This is a genomic window from Pseudomonas sp. FP603, assembly GCF_030687415.1.
In the GTDB taxonomy this organism is placed as follows: domain Bacteria; phylum Pseudomonadota; class Gammaproteobacteria; order Pseudomonadales; family Pseudomonadaceae; genus Aquipseudomonas; species Aquipseudomonas wuhanensis.
Window position 1 is genome coordinate 6,218,187 of the sequence record NZ_CP117431.1, and the last position, 17,855, is coordinate 6,236,041.

Here is a 17,855-nt window from a genome sequence, read left to right on the forward strand (position 1 = left end):
GACTTTCTATGCCCACTGCCCTTTACCGCCTCATTTTCGCCATCGCACTTTTGCTGCCGATGGCCACCCACGCCGGCGACGCCGAAGACTTCGTCGCGGCCAATCCCGTGCAGCAAGCCAAGCTTCTGGAAACCTGGGCCGCGCAGCCCGATCCGGCCCGTATCGAACTGATCAACGCCCTGCAACAAGGTGAGTTGAGCGTCGACGGACAGCCGAAAACCCTGCGCCTGAACAATCGCCTGCGGGGCCTGATCGACACCGCGTTGGCCAGCCACCAATTGCTCGCCGCCGACGCCAAAACCCGTCTGGCCGCCGCGCAGCAATTACAGAAAAGCGCCAAACCCGCGCAGCTGAAATTCCTCGACCAGCAACTGGCTGGCGAAAAAGACGAAACCGTTCACGCCGCCCTGAGCCTGGCGCTGGCCAATCTGCAACTGGTCGACACCGATCCGACCGTGCGCCTCGCTGCGGTGCGTCTGCTCGGTGAAACCGGCGACCCACTGGCCCGCACTCGCCTCGAAGGGTTGCTCGAACCCGGTGTCGAAGCCGATGCCAGCGTGCGCACCGCCGCCGAAACCAGCCTGGCCCAGGTCAAACGCAAACTGCTGATCGGCGAGATGCTCGGGCAGGCGTTCAGTGGTATGTCCCTCGGTTCGATTCTGCTACTCGCGGCGTTGGGGCTGGCGATCACCTTCGGCCTGCTCGGCGTGATCAACATGGCCCACGGCGAGATGTTGATGCTCGGCGCTTACTCGACGTATGTGGTGCAGCTGATGTTCCAGCGCTTCGCGCCACAAGCCATCGAGTTCTACCCGCTGATTGCTTTGCCGGTGGCGTTTTTCGTTACCGCCGGGATCGGCATGGCGCTGGAGCGCACGGTGATTCGTCACCTCTACGGCCGACCGCTGGAAACCCTGCTCGCCACCTGGGGCATCAGCCTGATGCTGATCCAGTTGGTACGGCTGGTGTTCGGTGCGCAAAACGTCGAAGTGGCCAACCCGGCGTGGTTGTCGGGCGGGATTCAGGTGTTGCCCAATCTGGTGCTGCCGTACAACCGCATCGTGATCATCGCGTTTGCCTTGTTTGTCGTGGTGCTGACCTGGCTGCTGCTGAACAAGACGCGCCTGGGTTTGAACGTGCGCGCCGTCACCCAGAACCGCAACATGGCCGCCTGCTGCGGCGTACCGACCGGGCGCGTCGACATGCTCGCCTTCGGCCTCGGCTCGGGCATTGCCGGCCTCGGCGGTGTAGCCCTCAGCCAGATCGGCAACGTCGGCCCGGACCTCGGCCAGAGCTACATCATCGACTCGTTCCTGGTGGTGGTACTCGGCGGTGTCGGTCAATTGGCCGGTAGCGTGCTCGCCGCCTTCGGGCTCGGCATCGCCAACAAAATTCTCGAACCGCAGATCGGTGCGGTGCTGGGCAAAATCCTGATCCTCGCGCTGATCATTCTGTTCATCCAGAAACGTCCGCAAGGCCTCTTCGCACTGAAAGGACGGGTGATCGACTGATGAACCAGCCTCTGATGCTCACAGCCAGCCAGAAGGCCGGCCCCAAAGTCACGATTGCCGTTGGCGCGGTGATCCTTGTTTTACTGCTGGCGCTGCCATTGTTGTCGTTGTTGTCGCCGGACAGTGCGTTTCATGTTTCAGCCTATACGCTAACCCTGGTGGGCAAAATCCTTTGCTACGCCATCGTCGCCCTGGCCCTTGATCTGGTCTGGGGTTACGCCGGCTTGCTGTCGCTGGGTCACGGTCTGTTCTTCGCCCTCGGCGGTTACGCGATGGGCATGTACCTGATGCGCCAGGCCTCGGGTGACGGTTTGCCGGCGTTCATGACCTTCCTGTCGTGGACCGAATTGCCGTGGTACTGGACTGGCACCAGCAGCTTCCTTTGGGCCATGTGCCTGGTGGTGTTGGCGCCGGGATTGCTGGCGCTGGTATTCGGTTTCTTCGCCTTCCGTTCGCGGATCAAGGGCGTGTATTTCTCGATCATGACCCAGGCCCTGACCTTCGCCGGAATGCTGCTGTTTTTCCGCAACGAAACCGGGTTTGGCGGCAATAACGGCTTCACCAACTTCCGCACCATTCTCGGCTTCGGCATCACGGAACCAGGGACTCGCGCGGTGCTGTTTTTCGCCACGGTGCTGTTGCTGGTAGCGAGTCTGTTCATCGGCTGGCGCCTGGCGAAAAGCAAGTTCGGCCGGGTGCTGACCGCCCTGCGGGATGCGGAAAACCGCTTGATGTTTTGCGGCTACGATCCACGCGGTTTCAAGTTGTTTGTCTGGGTGTTGAGCGCGGTGTTGTGTGGCTTGGCCGGCGCGTTGTATGTGCCGCAAGTCGGGATTATCAACCCGAGTGAAATGTCGCCAACTAACTCTATTGAGGCCGCTGTTTGGGTGGCTCTCGGAGGGCGCGGCACGCTGATCGGTCCGCTGCTCGGCGCTGGCGTGGTCAACGGGATGAAGAGCTGGTTCACCGTGGCATTCCCGGAGTACTGGCTGTTCTTCCTCGGCGCGCTGTTCATCGTCGTGACGTTGTACCTGCCCAAAGGCGTGATCGGGTTGCTGAAGAAAAGGGGTGAACAATGAGGCTCGTAAAATGAGAACCACTGCAACGGCTGAATTCATGCTCGAACCGGCCTTTTTTCCGCCCCTGGAGCCCAACCGGGACGCCGGCAGCAGCCGCGATGCCATCGGCCTCGGCCAGAGCGCCGGCAAAGGTCTGAACACCCGACACGGCACCATCCTGACCCTGGAAGACATCAGCGTCAGCTTCGATGGCTTCAAGGCGCTCAACGATCTGAACTTGTACATCGGCGTCGGCGAATTGCGCTGCATCATCGGCCCCAACGGCGCGGGCAAGACCACGCTGATGGACGTGATCACCGGTAAGACTCGCCCCAGTCACGGCAAGGCCTGGTTCGGCGAAACCCTCGATCTGACGCAAATGAGCGAAGTGCAGATTGCCCAGGCCGGCATCGGTCGCAAGTTCCAGAAGCCGACGGTGTTCGAAGCCTTGAGCGTGTTCGAAAACCTGGAGCTGGCGCAGAAGACCGACAAGTCGGTATGGGCCAGTCTGCGGGCTCGTCTCAGTGGCGAGCAGGAAGATCGCATCAGCGAAGTGCTGGAAACCATTCGCCTGACCGCCTCGGTCAATCGCCCGGCGGGTTTGTTGTCCCACGGTCAGAAGCAGTTTCTGGAAATCGGCATGTTGCTGATGCAAGACCCGCAGCTGCTGCTGCTCGACGAGCCGGTGGCGGGCATGACCGACGCCGAAACCGAATTCACCGCCGAGCTGTTCAAGCGCCTGGCCGGCCAGCATTCACTGATGGTGGTGGAACACGACATGGGCTTCGTCGGCTCGATCGCCGACCACGTCACTGTATTGCACCAAGGCAGCGTGCTGGCCGAAGGGTCGCTGGAACAGGTGCAGGACAATGAGCGGGTGATCGAGGTGTACCTCGGTCGCTAGACCTGCAAATGCAAAACCTGTGGGAGCGGGCTTGCCCGCGATGAGGCCTGCATATCCAACATCTTTGTTGAATGACACACCGCCATCGCAGGCAAGCCCGCTCCCACAGGGTTCTGTGTGGAACAGAAGGAATTTTGAACATGCTGCAAGTCGACAAGCTGCACCAGTACTACGGCGGTAGCCATATCCTGCGGGGCCTGACGTTTGAGGTGAAGGTCGGCGAAGTCACCTGCCTGCTCGGACGCAATGGCGTGGGCAAGACCACCTTGCTCAAATGCCTGATGGGTTTGTTGCCGGCCAAGGAAGGCGCGGTGAACTGGGAAGGTAAACCGATCACCACGTTCAAGCCGCACCAACGGGTGCATGCCGGCATCGCTTACGTGCCTCAGGGCCGGGAAATCTTTGGTCGACTGACCGTGGAAGAAAACCTGCTGATGGGCCTGTCGCGGTTTCCCGGCTCCGAAGCCAAGGAAGTCCCGGCGTTCATTTACGAGCTGTTCCCGGTGCTACTGCAAATGAAGCAACGGCGTGGCGGTGACTTGTCCGGTGGTCAGCAACAGCAGCTGGCGATTGGTAGAGCGCTGGCCAGTCGTCCACGTTTGCTGATTCTCGACGAGCCCACCGAAGGCATCCAGCCGTCGGTGATCAAGGAAATCGGCGCGGTGATCAAGCAGCTTGCAGCGCGCGGCGACATGGCGATTTTGCTGGTGGAGCAGTTTTACGATTTCGCCGCCGAACTGGCCGATCAGTACCTGGTGATGTCCCGGGGCGAGATCGTGCAACAAGGTCGCGGCGAAAATATGGAAGCCGAAGGCGTCCGTGGACTGGTTACGATCTAACCTGCAGCCTCCTGACGATAATCAGAAATCATGAATTTACCTGCCCCCATCACGCTGTTCACCCCCAGCTGGCATGCCGAGCTGGAACTCGGCTACGCCCGTTTCGGCGAGAGCACACGCCCGGTGCAGCGCCGTCACCAAGGCCCGCTGCGGGTGCAGAAACACTTGTATGCCGAAGGCCCCGAGGTGTGTCAGCACATCATCGTCCACCCGCCGGGGGGGATTGCCGGGGGTGATCGGCTGGACATCTCGGCCAGCGTCGGCACGCACGCCTGGGCGCAAATCACCAGCCCCGGCGCCGCCAAGTGGTATCGCGCGGCGGGGCCGGCTTATCAGAAACTCGACCTGCGCGTGGCCGCCGGTGCTACGTTGGAGTGGCTGCCGCAAGAGACGATTATCTTCAGCGACGCTCAGGCGGAACTCAACACCAGCATCGACCTTGAGGGCGATGCGCGACTGTTCTACTGGGACGTGGTCGCGCTGGGTCGCCCGGCCAGTGGCGAGCGCTTTGACCTCGGGCACTTTCAGGCGCACCTGGATATCCGCCGCGACGGGCAGTTGCTCTGGCACGAACGCCAGCGCATTGTCGGGAACGATGGTTTGCTGGATTCGCCGATCGGGCTGGATGGCCAACCGGTGTTTGCGACGTTGCTGGTGACGGGTGAAATTGATAGCGAATTGCTGGAGAAGTGCCGCTCGCTGGCCAATGACGTGCGCGGAGATCTGACGCAGTTGCCAGGGCTTTTGGTCGCCCGGTGCCTGGCCAGTGAAGCGCTGTTGGCACGGGGTTGGCTGATTGATTTGTGGCGCTTGCTCCGGCCTGTGTTGCTTGGCCGAGAAGCTATCCCCCCAAGAATATGGAACACCTGAAATGCTTTTCTGTGGGAGCGGGCTTGCCCGCGATGGCGGTCTTACAGCCAACATCTCTATTGGATGTGATGGCCCCATCGCGGGCAAGCCCGCTCCCACAGGGGATCTGTGCAAGCAGATCCAACTCTTTTTTATCTGCCCGGATGGATTTCTACGATGGACCTGACCCCACGCGAAAAAGACAAGCTGCTGATCTTCACCGCCGGTCTCGTGGCCGAACGGCGTTTGGCTCGTGGCGTAAAACTCAATTACCCGGAGGCCATGGCCTACATTTCCGCGGCGCTGCTCGAAGGCGCGCGTGACGGCCAGACCGTGGCCGAGCTGATGCATTACGGCACCACCCTGCTCAGCCGCGAACAAGTGATGGACGGCATCCCGGAAATGATCCCGGAGATCCAGGTCGAGGCGACGTTTCCCGACGGCACCAAACTGGTCACCGTTCACCAACCGATCGCCTGAGGCCGCGCCATGACTTACCACATCCGCGATGCGCTGCTTGCCGACCTGCCGGCGATCCGCGACATCTACAACGACGCCGTACTCAACACCACGGCGATCTGGAACGATAAGACCGTGGACCTGGACAACCGCCAGGCCTGGTTCAGCGCCCGGCAAGCCCAGGGTTATCCGGTGCTGGTGATCGTCGACGGTGACGACAGCGTACTCGGCTACGCTTCATTCGGTGACTGGCGGCCGTTCGACGGGTACCGCCACACGGTCGAGCACTCGGTGTACGTGCGCAACGACCAGCGGGGCAACGGCCTTGGGCCGCAACTGATGGACGCGCTGATCGAACGCGCCAAAGGCTGCAACAAACACGTGATGATCGCCGCCATCGAAAGCAGTAACGGCGCCTCGATCCGGCTGCACGACCGGGCCGGTTTTGTCATCACCGGCCAAATGCCGCAGGTGGGTACCAAGTTCGGCCGCTGGCTGGACCTGACCTTCATGCAACTGATCCTCGACCCCGGCGCAATGCCACCCGGTTCCCACAAGGAGTGATACCCCATGAACGCCGCCCAACTGCGCCGCGTCAATGTTGAAAGCTTTGCGCACTATCGTCAGGGACTGATTGATCTGCTGCTCGACGCCGTCGGCTATGGCGCCAGCGTCGGCTTCATGGCGGATCTGGATGCGACGCAGGCCCGAGCCTATTTCGATGACGTCCAGGAGAACCTGAACAAAGGCAACGTGCTGCTGTGGGTGGTGGTCAAGGACGAACAGGTACAGGCCAGCGTGCAACTGACGTTGTGCCAGAAAGCCAATGGGCTCAATCGCGCCGAAGTGCAGAAACTGCTGGTGCGTGAACACGCCCGTCGTCGCGGCCTGGGCCAACAGCTGATGAATGCCCTTGAGCTCGCCGCTCGCCAGCACAAGCGCGGCATGCTCTACCTCGACACCGAGGCCGGCTCCCCCGCCGAAGACTTCTACAAGGCGCTGGGTTACACCCGCGCCGGCGAAATCCCCGACTACGCCTGCGACCCGAACGGCCGCTACAAACCGACTGCCCTTTACTACAAGATTCTCCAAGGAGCCCAGTGATGATTCCCGGTGAATACCAGATCCAGCCCGGCGACATCGAACTCAACGTCGGCCGCCGCACCCTCAGCCTGAAGGTGGCCAACAGCGGCGACCGGCCAATCCAGGTCGGCTCGCATTATCACTTTTTCGAAACCAACGACGCCCTGACCTTCGACCGCGCCGCCAGCCGCGGCATGCGCCTGAACATCCCCGCCGGCACCGCCGTGCGCTTCGAGCCGGGGCAGAGCCGCGAGGTCGAGCTGGTGGACCTGGCCGGGCATCGCCGGGTGTTCGGGTTTGCCGGGCGGGTCATGGGGGATCTTTAAGTTTTATGGCGTTTGTTCTGACCTCATCGCGGGCAAGCCCGCTCCCACAGTTGATCGCATTCTCCTGTGGGAGCGGGCTTGCCCGCGATAGTGAGCGCAGCGAACGATTTCAAACCCAATTGAATCCCAAGGCAAGCGCATGAAAATCTCAAGACAAGCCTACGCCGACATGTTCGGCCCCACCGTCGGTGACAAGGTCCGTCTGGCCGACACCGAACTGTGGATCGAAGTGGAACAGGACTTCACCACCTACGGCGAAGAGGTGAAATTCGGCGGCGGCAAAGTCATTCGCGATGGCCAGGGCCAGAGCCAGTTACTCGCCGCGGAAGTGGTCGACACCCTGATCACCAACGCCTTGATCATCGACCACTGGGGCATCGTCAAGGCCGACGTCGGCCTCAAGGACGGGCGCATCGCCGCCATCGGCAAGGCCGGCAACCCGGACATCCAGCCCAACGTCACCATCGCGGTCGGCGCCAGCACCGAAGTGATCGCCGGTGAAGGCATGATCCTCACCGCCGGCGGCATTGACACCCATATCCACTTCATCTGCCCGCAGCAGATCGAAGAAGCGCTGATGAGCGGCGTCACCACCATGATCGGCGGCGGCACGGGACCGGCCACCGGCACCAACGCAACGACTTGCACTTCAGGGCCGTGGCACCTGGCGCGCATGCTCCAGGCCGCCGATGCCTTCCCGATGAACATCGGCTTCACCGGCAAGGGCAACGCCAGCCTGCCGGAACCGTTGATCGAACAGGTCAAGGCCGGCGCCATCGGCCTCAAGTTGCACGAAGACTGGGGCACCACCCCGGCCAGCATCGATAATTGCCTGAGCGTGGCCGATCAGTATGACGTGCAGGTGGCGATCCATACCGACACCCTCAACGAGTCGGGCTTCGTCGAAACCACCCTCGCCGCCTTCAAGGGCCGCACCATCCACACCTACCACACCGAAGGCGCGGGCGGCGGTCATGCCCCGGACATCATCAAGGCCTGCGGTTTCGCCAACGTGCTGCCAAGTTCGACCAACCCGACCCGGCCATTCACCCGCAACACCATCGACGAACACCTCGACATGCTGATGGTCTGCCACCACCTGGACCCGAGCATTGCCGAAGACGTGGCCTTCGCCGAAAGCCGCATCCGCCGCGAAACCATCGCCGCCGAAGACATCCTCCACGACCTCGGTGCCTTCTCGATGATCAGCTCCGACAGCCAGGCCATGGGCCGGGTTGGCGAAGTCATCACGCGCACCTGGCAGACCGCCGACAAAATGAAAAAACAGCGTGGCCCGCTGCCTCAGGACGGTGAAGGCAACGACAACTTCCGAGCGAAACGCTACATCGCCAAGTACACGATCAACCCGGCGATCACCCACGGCATCAGCCATGAAGTGGGCTCGGTGGAAGTGGGTAAATGGGCCGATCTGGTGCTCTGGCGCCCGGCGTTTTTCGGCGTCAAACCGACGTTGATTCTAAAAGGCGGTGCCATCGCGGCCAGCCTGATGGGCGACGCCAACGCTTCGATCCCGACCCCGCAACCTGTGCACTATCGCCCGATGTTCGCCAGCTACGGCGGCTCGCTGCACGCCACCAGCCTGACGTTTATCAGCCAGGCAGCGCAGGAGGCCGGTTTGCCCGAAGCCTTGGGCCTGAAGAAGCAAATCGCCGTGGTCAAAGGTTGTCGCGACGTGCAAAAAACCGATTTGATCCACAACGATTACCTGCCGCATATCGATGTCGATCCGCAAACCTATCAGGTCAAGGCCGACGGTATGTTGCTGTGGTGTGAACCGGCGGATGTATTGCCGATGGCGCAACGCTACTTCCTGTTCTAGATTTTCCAATGGCTATGGGGCTTTCGCCAATGCCAGTCAGTCAAGCGAAAACCCTGTGGGAGCGGGCTTGCCCGCGATGACGGCGGCACATTCAATATCCCTGTGCCTGATACACCGCTATCGCGGGCAAGCCCGCTCCCACAGGTGCCGCGACTTGACCGGCTGGCATTTGGATAATCCCCTCGCCAAAAATACTCACGGCTTCCGTGCATCTGCTCGAGTACTCGCTATCGAGCAGAAGAGGATAAGATGCGACTCCTGTCCCCCTTGCCCCTAAGGTAATCATCTATGCGGCTCAGTGATTTCATCGTCCAGAACGCAGACCGTATCGTCGATGAATGGGAGCAATTCGCCAAAACCATTACCCCCGCCGCCGAGCACATGGACAGCGTGGCCCTGCGCGATCATGCAAAAGCGATCCTGCTGGCCGCCGCGCGGGATATGGAAAAGCCGCAGTCCGACAGCGAACAGCAAGCCAAGTCCAAGGGTGAAGGCCCGGAAAAGGCCTCGAGCCTGGACGAAGCCGGCGCCAGCCATGGCGAGCTGCGGCATACCGTGGGCTTCGACCTGGTGCAGATGACCAGCGAGTTTCGCCATTTGCGAGCCTGCGTGATTCGCCTATGGGTCGACAGCCTCGAAGCCCCCGACATGGCCTGTTTCCAGGACATGATCCGTTTCAACGAAGCCATTGACGAAGCCCTGGCCGAATCGACGGCGGCCTATGCCGAGCAGGTCAATCATTCCCGGGACATCTTTTTGGCAATCCTCGGCCATGACCTGCGCGCACCGCTGCAAGCGGTGAGCATGTCCACCGAAATACTGATGCGTAAAACCAACCTTGAGGGTGACGCATTGACCTGTGCGCACCACATCAAGCGTGGCACCCGCCACATGGCGGTGATGGTCGGAGATTTGCTGGAGCTGGTCCGCAGTCGCTTGGGCAAGAGCCTGCCGATCGAACCGGCGCCCATGGATCTGGCCGATGCGGCGCGTGAAGCGATTGCGCAGGCCTGTGCCGCTCATCCGCAATGCGATCCGACATTGAGCGTCGAAGGCGATACCCAAGGTGTGTGGGATGGCCGAAGGCTCGATCAGATGCTGCAGAACCTGATCGGCAATGCCTTGCAACACGGTTCGAACAACAGCGCGGTCAAACTGACCCTCAGGGGTGAAGCGGACGGCGTCAGGCTCACTGTGCACAACGACGGTGCGCCGATTCCACCCGAGGCGATCCCCACCATCTTCGATCCGTTGGTACGCAGTGCCGACGAAGAGCTCGGTGCATCGTCCACCAGCCTCGGTCTGGGACTGTTCATCGTCAAGGAAGTGGTTGATGCCCATAAAGGGACCATCGAAGTCAGCTCCAATGAGACCGATGGCACGTTGTTTACCGTTGTGTTGCCCAGAAAGGTCTGACGGCGGGAGACCGCGTTATCGTTCCTCGCGAGCAAGCCCGCTCCCACATTTGATTTGTGTGCGCCGCAAATCCCCTGTGGGAGCGGGCTTGCATCGCGAAAGCGTCCTCAAGGGCAACACAAAAACATCAGAACGACTTACTCGACCACCAACCGCCCCAACCGCTGCTTGAGCATGCGGTTCTCGGCCCGCAGTTGCCGGACTTCTTCAAGCAGGTCCAGCGCCAGCGCGACGCCTTCCCATTCCAGCTCCAGGTCGCGCCGCAGCTTGGCGGCGCGCTTGGCCAATACCAGTTCATAGTCGGTGAAACGCCAATCCTTGGGCTCTGTTCCCTGTGGTTCGAGGATGCCGTGTTCGACGATCTCGATCACATGCACGTCCGACAACTCGGTCGCCTCACAGAATTCTGCCAGGTCCAATAGAACGATCACGGGGTCGCTCATGATTGGCTCCTCCTTATCTCAAAATCAAAAATTCTCTCGCGGATTAAAAGCGGCTTTTTTCGCCAACTCCTCCCACAACGCCTTGACGTCATGGTCGAGTTTTTTCGGCATCACTGCCTTCAGCTGCACGAACAAGTAGCCACGGTGACCGGACTTGTGCAGCAGGCCGTGGCCCTTGGCGCGCATGCGCTGGCCGTTCTGGCTGCCGGCCGGAACCTTGAGGTTGATCTTGCCGGTCAGGGTTGGCACTGCGACTTCGGTCCCCAGCGCCAGCTCCCACGGTGCCAGTGGCAAGGTGATGATCAGGTTCTCGCCTTCGACGTCGAATTTGGGGTGCGGCGCAAAACGGATGGTCAGGTACAGGTCGCCATTGGCCCCGCCACCGATGCCCGGAGCGCCTTGGCCCTTGAGGCGGATGCGCTCGCCGTCGGTCACGCCGGCGGGGATCTTCACGTTCAGGCTTTTGCTGGTGTTGCTGACATGCTGGCCCGCAGCGTTGTAATGCGGCACCTGGAAGCTGACTTTCTTCGATTCGGTCGAGAGGGTTTCTTCCAGAAAAACCGGTAATTCCATTTCCACGTCTTGCCCTCGGCGCCCGGTGCTGCGATGCGACTGTCCACCTCCAAAACCAGGCCCACGGTTGCCGAAGATCGAACTGAAGAAGTCCGAAAAGTCGCCCGTGTCCTGACCGCCACCACCGAAACCACCGCGACTTTGCCAGCCCGGCGGGCCCTGGAAGGGCTGGCCGTGGTGGCCGTATTTGCGCAAGTCGTCATATTCGGCGCGCTTGTCGGCGCTTTTCAGCGCTTCATAGGCTTCCGACGCGTCCTTGAATTTGGCCTCGGCGTCCTTTTCCTTGCTGACGTCGGGGTGGTATTTGCGCGCCAGCTTTCGATAGGCGGCCTTGATCGCCTTATCGTCCGCGGTCGGCTCCACACCGAGAATCTTGTAATAGTCTTTGAAGTCCATCGAGGGAATCACCATCCATTATCGAAATCGCGCCACTTGGTACAGCATGCTCTGGTTTACAGCGTCTTGATTGATCAATCTCAATTTTGTGACCGGGCAGCGCATCAGTAGTTTATCGGCAGCCAGGCGCAGTTCTTGCTGTCGCCCAAGGATTGCCAAACCTATGCAGGGAAGTTTGGGGGTGATGACGCATCTTTCAAGCGCAGACCAATGTGATTTAACAGATAGTCGGCCTTCGAATCTGCGCCGCACTGACATACACTGCGCGGCCGTTTTTTAACCGGAACTTGAAAGACATGAAAAACGCATCTCCAGCCCGTGCCTGTGGTATCGACTTCGGCACGTCCAACTCCACCGTCGGCTGGCTGCGCCCCGGCATGGAAACGCTGATCGCGCTGGAGGACGACAAGATCACCCTGCCCTCGGTGGTCTTCTTCAATATGGAAGAACGCCGCCCGGTGTACGGCCGGCTGGCGCTGCACGAGTACCTGGAAGGTTACGAAGGCCGACTGATGCGCTCGCTCAAGAGCCTGCTGGGTTCCAAGCTGATCAAGCACGACACCAGCGTCCTGGGCACGGCGATGCCGTTCAAGGACCTGCTCGGGCTGTTCATCGGCCAGTTGAAGAAGCGCGCCGAAGCCGCCGCCGGTCGGGAATTCGAGGAAGTGGTGCTGGGCCGTCCGGTGTTTTTCGTCGATGACGATGAAATGGCCGACCAGGAAGCGGAAAACACTCTGGTGGATGTAGCCCGTGCCATCGGCTTCAAGGACGTCTCGTTCCAGTACGAACCGATTGCGGCGGCGTTCGACTATGAGTCGACCATCGAAAAAGAAGAGCTGGTACTGATTGTCGACATCGGCGGTGGTACATCGGACTTCTCGCTGGTGCGCCTGTCCCCTGAACGCCGCAACCACGACAACCGTCACGACGATATTCTCGCCACCGGTGGCGTGCACATCGGCGGGACCGATTTCGACAAGCAGCTGAGCCTGCAAGGCCTGATGCCGCTGTTCGGCTACGGCAGCCGGATGAAGAGCGGCGCCTACATGCCGACCAGCCACCACATGAACCTGGCGACCTGGCACACCATCAACTCGGTGTACTCGCAGAAGTCGACTCTGGCCCTGGGCAGTATGCGTTACGACATCGAGGACACCGGCGGCATCGATCGCCTGTTCAAGCTGATCGACCAGCGCGCCGGGCATTGGCTGGCCATGGAAGTGGAAGAAACCAAGATCCAGCTGACCCACGCCGACAGCCGCCATGTGCCGCTGGATCGGATCGAACCGGGTTTGAGCGTGGAACTGAGCCGGGCACTGTTCGAATCGGCCATCGACAACCTGCTGGAGCGGGTGCGCAACAGCGTGACCCAGTTGCTGAACGACGCCAACGTGCGGGTCGATCAGGTGGACACGGTGTTCTTCACTGGCGGTTCGAGCGGAATCCCGGCGCTGCGCAACAGCGTCTCGGCGATGTTGCCGAATGCGCAGCATGTGGAAGGCAACATCTTCGGCAGCATCGGTAGCGGGTTGGCGATCGAGGCGATGAAGCGCTACGGCACCCTCGCCTGATCTGAAACCGAGGCGCCCCCATCGCGGGCAAGCCCGCTCCCACAGGTCATGCGCTGTCCTTGTGGGAGCGGGCTTGCCCGCGATGGGGCCAGTCCAGACACTACATCACCCGGATCAAACCATCCCCACCTGCTTCAACTCACTCTTCAGATACGCGTAGTAAATCGGCCCCGCCACCACCCCCGGCAGGCCGAACGCGGCTTCGAACACCAGCATTGCCAGCAGCAACTCCCACGACTTGGCACTGATCTGCCCGCCGACAATGCGTGCGTTGAGGAAATATTCGAGCTTGTGGATAACAATCAGGTAACCCAGCGCCGCCACCGCCACCCAGATCGACAGCGACAGGCCGACGATGGTGATCAAGGTGTTCGAGATCAGGTTGCCGATCACCGGCAGCAGGCCGAGCAGGAAGGTCAGCACGATCAGGGTTTTGGTCAGCGGCAGCTTGATCCCGAACATCGGCAGGACCACCGCGAGGAAAATCCCGGTGAAGAAAGTGTTGAGCAGGGAAATCTTGATCTGGGCGAAAACGATGTTGCGAAACGCCTGAACCAACAGGTGCAAACGGTCGAACAGCGCCGCGGCCAAGGGTTTGCGTTTGGTCACATCCGGCGCTCGCTGCAAGGCGATGATCGCCCCCAGCACCATGCCGATCAGCAGCGTCACGAACATGTGCGCCGCGTCCTTGCCCACCAGTTGCAAATCGCTGAGATGCTTGCTCATCCACTGGCCGATAGCCACGCGAAACTCGGCGGCACTGGCCGGCAAATAGGCGTCGATGAACGGCGGCAACTGCCCGCGCGCGCGGTCGACCACGACCATGAATTTATCGAGAGAAGCGCCAGGGTTTTCCGCCTCGTGCAGCAGAAAACTGATCGCACCGGCAAAGATCAGCGCCAGCACGCTGACCACCAATGTCCCCAGCAACGCCACCGCCAGCCAGCGCGCACGGCGGCCTTCGATCAGCCGCTGCAATTGCGGCGTGAGCATGTTGACCAGTTCGAACACCAACAACCCGGCCAGCAGGCTGGGCAGCAATCGCAGAGGGAGCACCAGCAGCAAACCACCAAAAATGATGACCCAGCTGATGAGCAACAAGACCTGACGTTGAGAAAACGCTGACATACAGCCTCAAAACGAACGACGTAAAAGGATTGGCAGTCTGCCAGCGTTCCGGGGCGAGCACTAGGAATTGTGTCGGTCGGCCTTACTGGCCCCTTCGCAAGCAAGCCCGCTCCCACACTGGATCTATTGTGAACGCACTATCTGCGCACGCCAGAGAATAAATGTGGGGCTTGCTCGCGAAAGGGCCAGCACAACCGCCACAAAGCTTCCCGATCCGACAGCGCTGCTTATTTTTTCTTCAGGCATTCGCTCATGAAGGTTTTGCGCGCATCGCCCTTGAGCGCCTGGGTCGTGGCGTCGGCGTTGCAGGTTTTCATCTTTTCTTGTTGAGGAGTCATGGGCTTGGCGGCATCGGCGGCCGGCGCGGCTTTGAGGCAGGTGCTCATGAAGGCTTTGCGTTCGTCGCCCTTGAGGCTTTTTGCGGTAGCGTCAGCATTGCAGGTGGTCATTTTGTTCTGTTGGGCAGTGGCGGCGAAACCCTGGGAGCAGAGCAGCAAACCGACCATCAACAACGGGGCACGCAACATCTTCATGGAGTGTTCTCCTTGTTACCGCACCGATGGATGCGGCCTTGTTTCGGAGTGTAGACAAAGCCTGTTACACGTTCACCTGCTATCGAGGTGGCTGCGTCGATATTGCTCAGGCGTGCACCCGGCCTGACGCTGAAACATCGCGATAAACGCCGAGCCGGTGCTGTACCCCATGTCGAAGGCGATTTCCTGAATGCTGCGCTGGCTATCGAGCGCTTCGATCGCCGCCAGAAACCGCAACCGTTGCCGCCACTCCCCGAAGCTCATGCCCAACTCGCGGACAAACTGCCGGGCCAACGTGCGTTCGCTGACGTGAATTTGCGTGGCCCAGTGCGCCAATGGCCGATTATCCCCAGGCTCGGTCTGCAAGGCTTCAAGGATTGCGAGCAGCCCGGGGCTGCTGGCGTAGGGCAAGTAACACTCATGCATCGGCGCCTGTTGCAGTTGGTCCACCAGCACTTGAGCCAGACGCTTGTCTGCATCGTGCTCGGGAATTTTCACATCGCGGGCGGCGAAGTCCTTGAGGATCGCCTTGAGAATATCGCTGATCGCCAGGGTGCAGGCCTGTTGCGGCAGATCACGACACAGCGTCGGCGCGAGGCAGACCGCGCGATAGTTGATCGGCTGATTGCTATAGAAACTGTGCTCGGTCCCGGGCGGCACCCACACCGCGTATTGCGGCGGCGACATGAAGCGGCGGCTGCCGATTTCCATGTGCAGGACGCCATTGGCCGAATACTCGAGGGTCCCCCAAGGATGATGGTGGGCCGAGGCGTATTCATGGGTGTTGAAGTCGGCATAACGGAAATAGACCGGGGCCGGCAACTCGCTGAAATCCAGCAGGTCGATGTGTTTGCTGTTCATGCTGTCTGGAATCAGAGGCAGGTTGTCTGGATCGCAGTATAGGCATTGATTCAGACAAGCGGATAATCACCCTTCATTAACGTTCTGGTTTTTCCCGATGCAATACGCTTATCCCCTGCTGGCCATTTTCATTTGGGCCGGCAACACCGTGATCAACAAACTCGCGGTGGGCGCGATCTTCCCCGCCGAAATCGGCTTCTACCGCTGGCTGCTGGCCGCGCTGCTGTTCACCCCGTTCATGCTTAAACCGGTGATCGTCCACTGGCCGTTGATCCGCCCGAACCTGGGCAGGATTTTCATCCTCGGCGTGCTCGGCATGGCGGTTTATCAGAGCCTGGCTTACTTCGCTGCAACGCTGACTTCGGCCACCAACATGGGGATCATCTTGTCGCTGATGCCGCTGATGTCGCTGGCCATGGCGATTGTCAGCCTCGGCCAACGCCTGACCGCCGGGGCACTGGCCGGCGCGGTGTTGTCGTTTGCGGGGGTCTTGGTGGTGGTGTCGTCTGGCAGCCTTGGCGCATTGCTGGAACACGGGGTGAACCTGGGTGACGCGATGATGCTGATCGCCACGCTGGCGTATGCGATTTACAGCACCCTGTTGAAAAAATGGCAGCTGCGTTTGCCACCACTGGTGTTGTTGTATTTGCAGGTGTTGGTCGCGGTGGTGGTGCTGTTTCCGCTGTTCCTCGCCTCACCGAAAATCGGCCCGACCCTGCAGAACATTCCGCTGGTGCTCTACGCCTGCCTGCTGGCCTCGATGCTTGCGCCGCTGGCGTGGATGCAGGCCGTGGTGCGCCTGGGGCCGAGCCGAACCACGCTGTTTTTCAATTTGCTGCCGTTGATTACGGCGCTGATTGCGGCGTTGGTGCTGCATGAGCAGTTGGCGCTGTATCACCTGGTGGGTGGGGTGTTGACGTTGGGTGGGGTGATTTTGTCGGAACGCTGGACCACCGTGCTGAGCCGTAAGATCAGCGCTGCCTGACCGGACGCCTTCGCGGGCAAGCCACGCTCCCACAGGTTTTGTGTCGGGCCGGCAATGAGCACGGCGCCAAACCTGTGGAAGGTTTTGTGTCGGACGCTGGCAATGGGCGCGACGCCAAACCTGTGGGAGCGTGGCTTGCCCGCGAAGAACGATAACGCGGTCTCACTGCCGATCACACACCGGCCGCTTTCAACCGCGCCGCATGTTCGACAAACAACCGCACCGGCTCTGCGCCCTTGCCCACCAGCCCCAACGATTGGTTGACGATATCGAAGTGATCCATCGGGTATTCATCGCCAATCACCGTCCCCAAATGCGAGCTGTAACGCCCGACCATCCCGTCGCAATGCCCCGCCTCGCGCACGAAGGTCCTGGCAAACAACCGGCAACTGCGATTGGTCCCGTCGAACAGGTTGCAGCCGCGATCGGTCTTGCCCGGCTGCAAGGTTCCGGACCAGGAGTAATAACGCACGCCATTGACCACTTCCGGGCCATGCCCGCCCCAGGTGTCAGGCAGGCCTTGGGGATAACGCTGATTGAACAGCGCCACGCCCGCCGTGGTCAGGGACTGGTGCGAAGCCGGGATATCCACCGGCAGTCTCGGCCCGCGATAGCCGGTTTCCAGCAGGCACATCAACGCGCTGATCAGCCACAGTAAAAAGCTCAGCAGCCGGCCCTTGGCGCTGTCAGCCGGATAATGGGTGTGCAGATGGTCCGCCAGCTCCGAGCCGTGATTCGGCCCGGCCACCGACGTCACCGAAGCCACCTGGTCCGGGCGTTTTGCCGCCGCGTAACGGGCGGTCAACGAGCCTTGGCTGTGGCCGATCAGGTTGACCTTTTCGGCCCCGGTTTCGCGCAGAATCTCCTCGATCCGTGCCAGCAATTGCTCGCCGCGTACCTCGGTGGAGTTGAGCGGCGAGACCTGCACCGCAATCACGGTCGCCCCATCCCGGCGCAGCGCCGAAATGATTCCGTACCAATAGGGATACAGCAGCAGCCGTATAAACCCGAGCATTCCCGGGACCAGCACCAAGGGGTAACGCGTGGCGGAACCTTGCGACATGGATGAACATCCTTGTG

The 17,855-nt window shown here is 60.8% G+C and carries 19 protein-coding genes; 13 read left to right on the forward strand and 6 right to left on the reverse strand.

Translation table 11 applies throughout. From position 1 onward, the window contains the following. The first annotated feature begins 8 nt into the window (after positions 1-8). The 11 genes from urtB (at position 9) to PSH65_RS28780 (ending at position 10,285) form a co-directional block, all read left to right on the forward strand. Positions 9-1,511 (forward strand): urea ABC transporter permease subunit UrtB, encoded by a 1,503-nt coding sequence (gene urtB / locus PSH65_RS28730; protein WP_305423820.1) that lies wholly within the window; start codon positions 9-11, stop codon positions 1,509-1,511. Then, positions 1,511-2,590, forward strand: coding sequence for an urea ABC transporter permease subunit UrtC (gene urtC, locus PSH65_RS28735; RefSeq protein ID WP_305423822.1), 1,080 nt, complete (start codon positions 1,511-1,513; stop codon positions 2,588-2,590). The genes urtB and urtC overlap by 1 nt, the downstream gene beginning before the upstream one ends. Before the next feature lie 10 nt (positions 2,591-2,600). After that, positions 2,601-3,473, forward strand: coding sequence for an urea ABC transporter ATP-binding protein UrtD (gene urtD / locus PSH65_RS28740; RefSeq protein ID WP_305423825.1), 873 nt, complete (start codon positions 2,601-2,603; stop codon positions 3,471-3,473). 140 nt (positions 3,474-3,613) lie between these two features. Then, positions 3,614-4,312 carry an urea ABC transporter ATP-binding subunit UrtE gene (gene urtE, locus PSH65_RS28745; protein ID WP_007907370.1) on the forward strand — a complete coding sequence of 233 codons (699 nt, stop codon included), beginning with the start codon at positions 3,614-3,616 and terminating at the stop codon, positions 4,310-4,312. A 30-nt stretch (positions 4,313-4,342) separates the two neighbouring features. Beyond that, positions 4,343-5,182 (forward strand): urease accessory protein UreD, encoded by an 840-nt coding sequence (locus PSH65_RS28750; protein WP_305423827.1) that lies wholly within the window; start codon positions 4,343-4,345, stop codon positions 5,180-5,182. A gap of 156 nt (positions 5,183-5,338) precedes the next feature. After that, a complete protein-coding gene (gene ureA, locus PSH65_RS28755) occupies positions 5,339-5,641 on the forward strand; it encodes an urease subunit gamma (RefSeq protein WP_305423828.1) in 303 nt (100 codons plus the stop codon). A 9-nt stretch (positions 5,642-5,650) separates the two neighbouring features. Beyond that, positions 5,651-6,184 carry a GNAT family N-acetyltransferase gene (locus PSH65_RS28760; protein WP_305423830.1) on the forward strand — a complete coding sequence of 178 codons (534 nt, stop codon included), beginning with the start codon at positions 5,651-5,653 and terminating at the stop codon, positions 6,182-6,184. A 6-nt stretch (positions 6,185-6,190) separates the two neighbouring features. Continuing rightward, entirely contained in the window at positions 6,191-6,724 is a 534-nt protein-coding gene (locus PSH65_RS28765) for a GNAT family N-acetyltransferase (RefSeq protein WP_305423832.1), read from the forward strand. Further along, positions 6,724-7,029 carry an urease subunit beta gene (locus PSH65_RS28770; protein ID WP_305423833.1) on the forward strand — a complete coding sequence of 102 codons (306 nt, stop codon included), beginning with the start codon at positions 6,724-6,726 and terminating at the stop codon, positions 7,027-7,029. Before PSH65_RS28765 ends, PSH65_RS28770 begins: the two co-directional genes overlap by 1 nt. A gap of 139 nt (positions 7,030-7,168) precedes the next feature. Next, on the forward strand, positions 7,169-8,869 hold the full coding sequence (gene ureC / locus PSH65_RS28775; protein ID WP_305423835.1) for an urease subunit alpha: 1,701 nt from the start codon (positions 7,169-7,171) through the stop codon (positions 8,867-8,869). A gap of 288 nt (positions 8,870-9,157) precedes the next feature. Beyond that, entirely contained in the window at positions 9,158-10,285 is a 1,128-nt protein-coding gene (locus tag PSH65_RS28780; protein WP_305423837.1) for a sensor histidine kinase KdpD, read from the forward strand. A 137-nt stretch (positions 10,286-10,422) separates the two neighbouring features. Here PSH65_RS28780 and PSH65_RS28785 read toward each other — a convergent pair whose 3' ends face one another. Together PSH65_RS28785 and PSH65_RS28790 are read right to left on the reverse strand one after the other, a co-directional pair. Then, a complete protein-coding gene (locus PSH65_RS28785) occupies positions 10,423-10,728 on the reverse strand; it encodes a chaperone modulator CbpM (RefSeq protein WP_305423839.1) in 306 nt (101 codons plus the stop codon). A gap of 24 nt (positions 10,729-10,752) precedes the next feature. Beyond that, the gene (locus PSH65_RS28790) at positions 10,753-11,697 is read right to left on the reverse strand and encodes a DnaJ C-terminal domain-containing protein (protein ID WP_305423841.1); all 945 of its coding nucleotides are present in this window, start codon (positions 11,695-11,697) and stop codon (positions 10,753-10,755) included. 296 nt (positions 11,698-11,993) lie between these two features. Between PSH65_RS28790 and PSH65_RS28795 the strand changes: the two genes are divergently transcribed. Further along, a complete protein-coding gene (locus PSH65_RS28795) occupies positions 11,994-13,268 on the forward strand; it encodes an Hsp70 family protein (protein WP_305423842.1) in 1,275 nt (424 codons plus the stop codon). 114 nt (positions 13,269-13,382) lie between these two features. On the opposite strand, the gene PSH65_RS28800 is transcribed toward PSH65_RS28795, so the two are convergent. From PSH65_RS28800 to PSH65_RS28810, 3 genes are all read right to left on the reverse strand, one after another. Next, the gene (locus PSH65_RS28800) at positions 13,383-14,396 is read right to left on the reverse strand and encodes an AI-2E family transporter (RefSeq protein ID WP_063341719.1); all 1,014 of its coding nucleotides are present in this window, start codon (positions 14,394-14,396) and stop codon (positions 13,383-13,385) included. A gap of 227 nt (positions 14,397-14,623) precedes the next feature. Next, positions 14,624-14,929 carry a PsiF family protein gene (locus tag PSH65_RS28805; RefSeq protein WP_305423845.1) on the reverse strand — a complete coding sequence of 102 codons (306 nt, stop codon included), beginning with the start codon at positions 14,927-14,929 and terminating at the stop codon, positions 14,624-14,626. Positions 14,930-15,001: 72 nt separating this feature from the next. Then, the gene (locus PSH65_RS28810) at positions 15,002-15,790 is read right to left on the reverse strand and encodes a helix-turn-helix transcriptional regulator (protein ID WP_305423846.1); all 789 of its coding nucleotides are present in this window, start codon (positions 15,788-15,790) and stop codon (positions 15,002-15,004) included. A gap of 97 nt (positions 15,791-15,887) precedes the next feature. Here PSH65_RS28810 and PSH65_RS28815 point away from each other — a divergent pair, with 97 nt between their 5' ends. Beyond that, positions 15,888-16,775 (forward strand): DMT family transporter, encoded by an 888-nt coding sequence (locus tag PSH65_RS28815; protein ID WP_305423847.1) that lies wholly within the window; start codon positions 15,888-15,890, stop codon positions 16,773-16,775. Positions 16,776-16,947: 172 nt separating this feature from the next. Here the strand turns inward: PSH65_RS28815 and PSH65_RS28820 are convergent, their stop codons facing one another. Further along, positions 16,948-17,838, reverse strand: coding sequence for a triacylglycerol lipase (locus PSH65_RS28820; RefSeq protein ID WP_048396159.1), 891 nt, complete (start codon positions 17,836-17,838; stop codon positions 16,948-16,950). Between the last annotated feature and the right edge of the window lie 17 nt (positions 17,839-17,855).

What these genes read in the sequence shown, in the direction of transcription:
- ureA (WP_305423828.1), top strand. Translation starts at nt 5,339, where the DNA reads ATGGACCTGACCCCACGCGAAAAAGACAAGCTGCTGATCTTCACCGCC.
- PSH65_RS28760 (WP_305423830.1), top strand. Translation starts at nt 5,651, where the DNA reads ATGACTTACCACATCCGCGATGCGCTGCTTGCCGACCTGCCGGCGATC.
- PSH65_RS28780 (WP_305423837.1), top strand. Translation starts at nt 9,158, where the DNA reads ATGCGGCTCAGTGATTTCATCGTCCAGAACGCAGACCGTATCGTCGAT.
- PSH65_RS28805 (WP_305423845.1), bottom strand. Translation starts at nt 14,929, where the DNA reads ATGAAGATGTTGCGTGCCCCGTTGTTGATGGTCGGTTTGCTGCTCTGC.
- PSH65_RS28800 (WP_063341719.1), bottom strand. Translation starts at nt 14,396, where the DNA reads ATGTCAGCGTTTTCTCAACGTCAGGTCTTGTTGCTCATCAGCTGGGTC.
- ureC (WP_305423835.1), top strand. Translation starts at nt 7,169, where the DNA reads ATGAAAATCTCAAGACAAGCCTACGCCGACATGTTCGGCCCCACCGTC.
- PSH65_RS28810 (WP_305423846.1), bottom strand. Translation starts at nt 15,790, where the DNA reads ATGAACAGCAAACACATCGACCTGCTGGATTTCAGCGAGTTGCCGGCC.
- PSH65_RS28765 (WP_305423832.1), top strand. Translation starts at nt 6,191, where the DNA reads ATGAACGCCGCCCAACTGCGCCGCGTCAATGTTGAAAGCTTTGCGCAC.
- urtD (WP_305423825.1), top strand. Translation starts at nt 2,601, where the DNA reads ATGAGAACCACTGCAACGGCTGAATTCATGCTCGAACCGGCCTTTTTT.
- urtC (WP_305423822.1), top strand. Translation starts at nt 1,511, where the DNA reads ATGAACCAGCCTCTGATGCTCACAGCCAGCCAGAAGGCCGGCCCCAAA.
- PSH65_RS28770 (WP_305423833.1), top strand. Translation starts at nt 6,724, where the DNA reads ATGATTCCCGGTGAATACCAGATCCAGCCCGGCGACATCGAACTCAAC.
- urtE (WP_007907370.1), top strand. Translation starts at nt 3,614, where the DNA reads ATGCTGCAAGTCGACAAGCTGCACCAGTACTACGGCGGTAGCCATATC.
- PSH65_RS28795 (WP_305423842.1), top strand. Translation starts at nt 11,994, where the DNA reads ATGAAAAACGCATCTCCAGCCCGTGCCTGTGGTATCGACTTCGGCACG.
- PSH65_RS28815 (WP_305423847.1), top strand. Translation starts at nt 15,888, where the DNA reads ATGCAATACGCTTATCCCCTGCTGGCCATTTTCATTTGGGCCGGCAAC.
- PSH65_RS28750 (WP_305423827.1), top strand. Translation starts at nt 4,343, where the DNA reads ATGAATTTACCTGCCCCCATCACGCTGTTCACCCCCAGCTGGCATGCC.
- PSH65_RS28790 (WP_305423841.1), bottom strand. Translation starts at nt 11,697, where the DNA reads ATGGACTTCAAAGACTATTACAAGATTCTCGGTGTGGAGCCGACCGCG.
- urtB (WP_305423820.1), top strand. Translation starts at nt 9, where the DNA reads ATGCCCACTGCCCTTTACCGCCTCATTTTCGCCATCGCACTTTTGCTG.
- PSH65_RS28785 (WP_305423839.1), bottom strand. Translation starts at nt 10,728, where the DNA reads ATGAGCGACCCCGTGATCGTTCTATTGGACCTGGCAGAATTCTGTGAG.
- PSH65_RS28820 (WP_048396159.1), bottom strand. Translation starts at nt 17,838, where the DNA reads ATGTCGCAAGGTTCCGCCACGCGTTACCCCTTGGTGCTGGTCCCGGGA.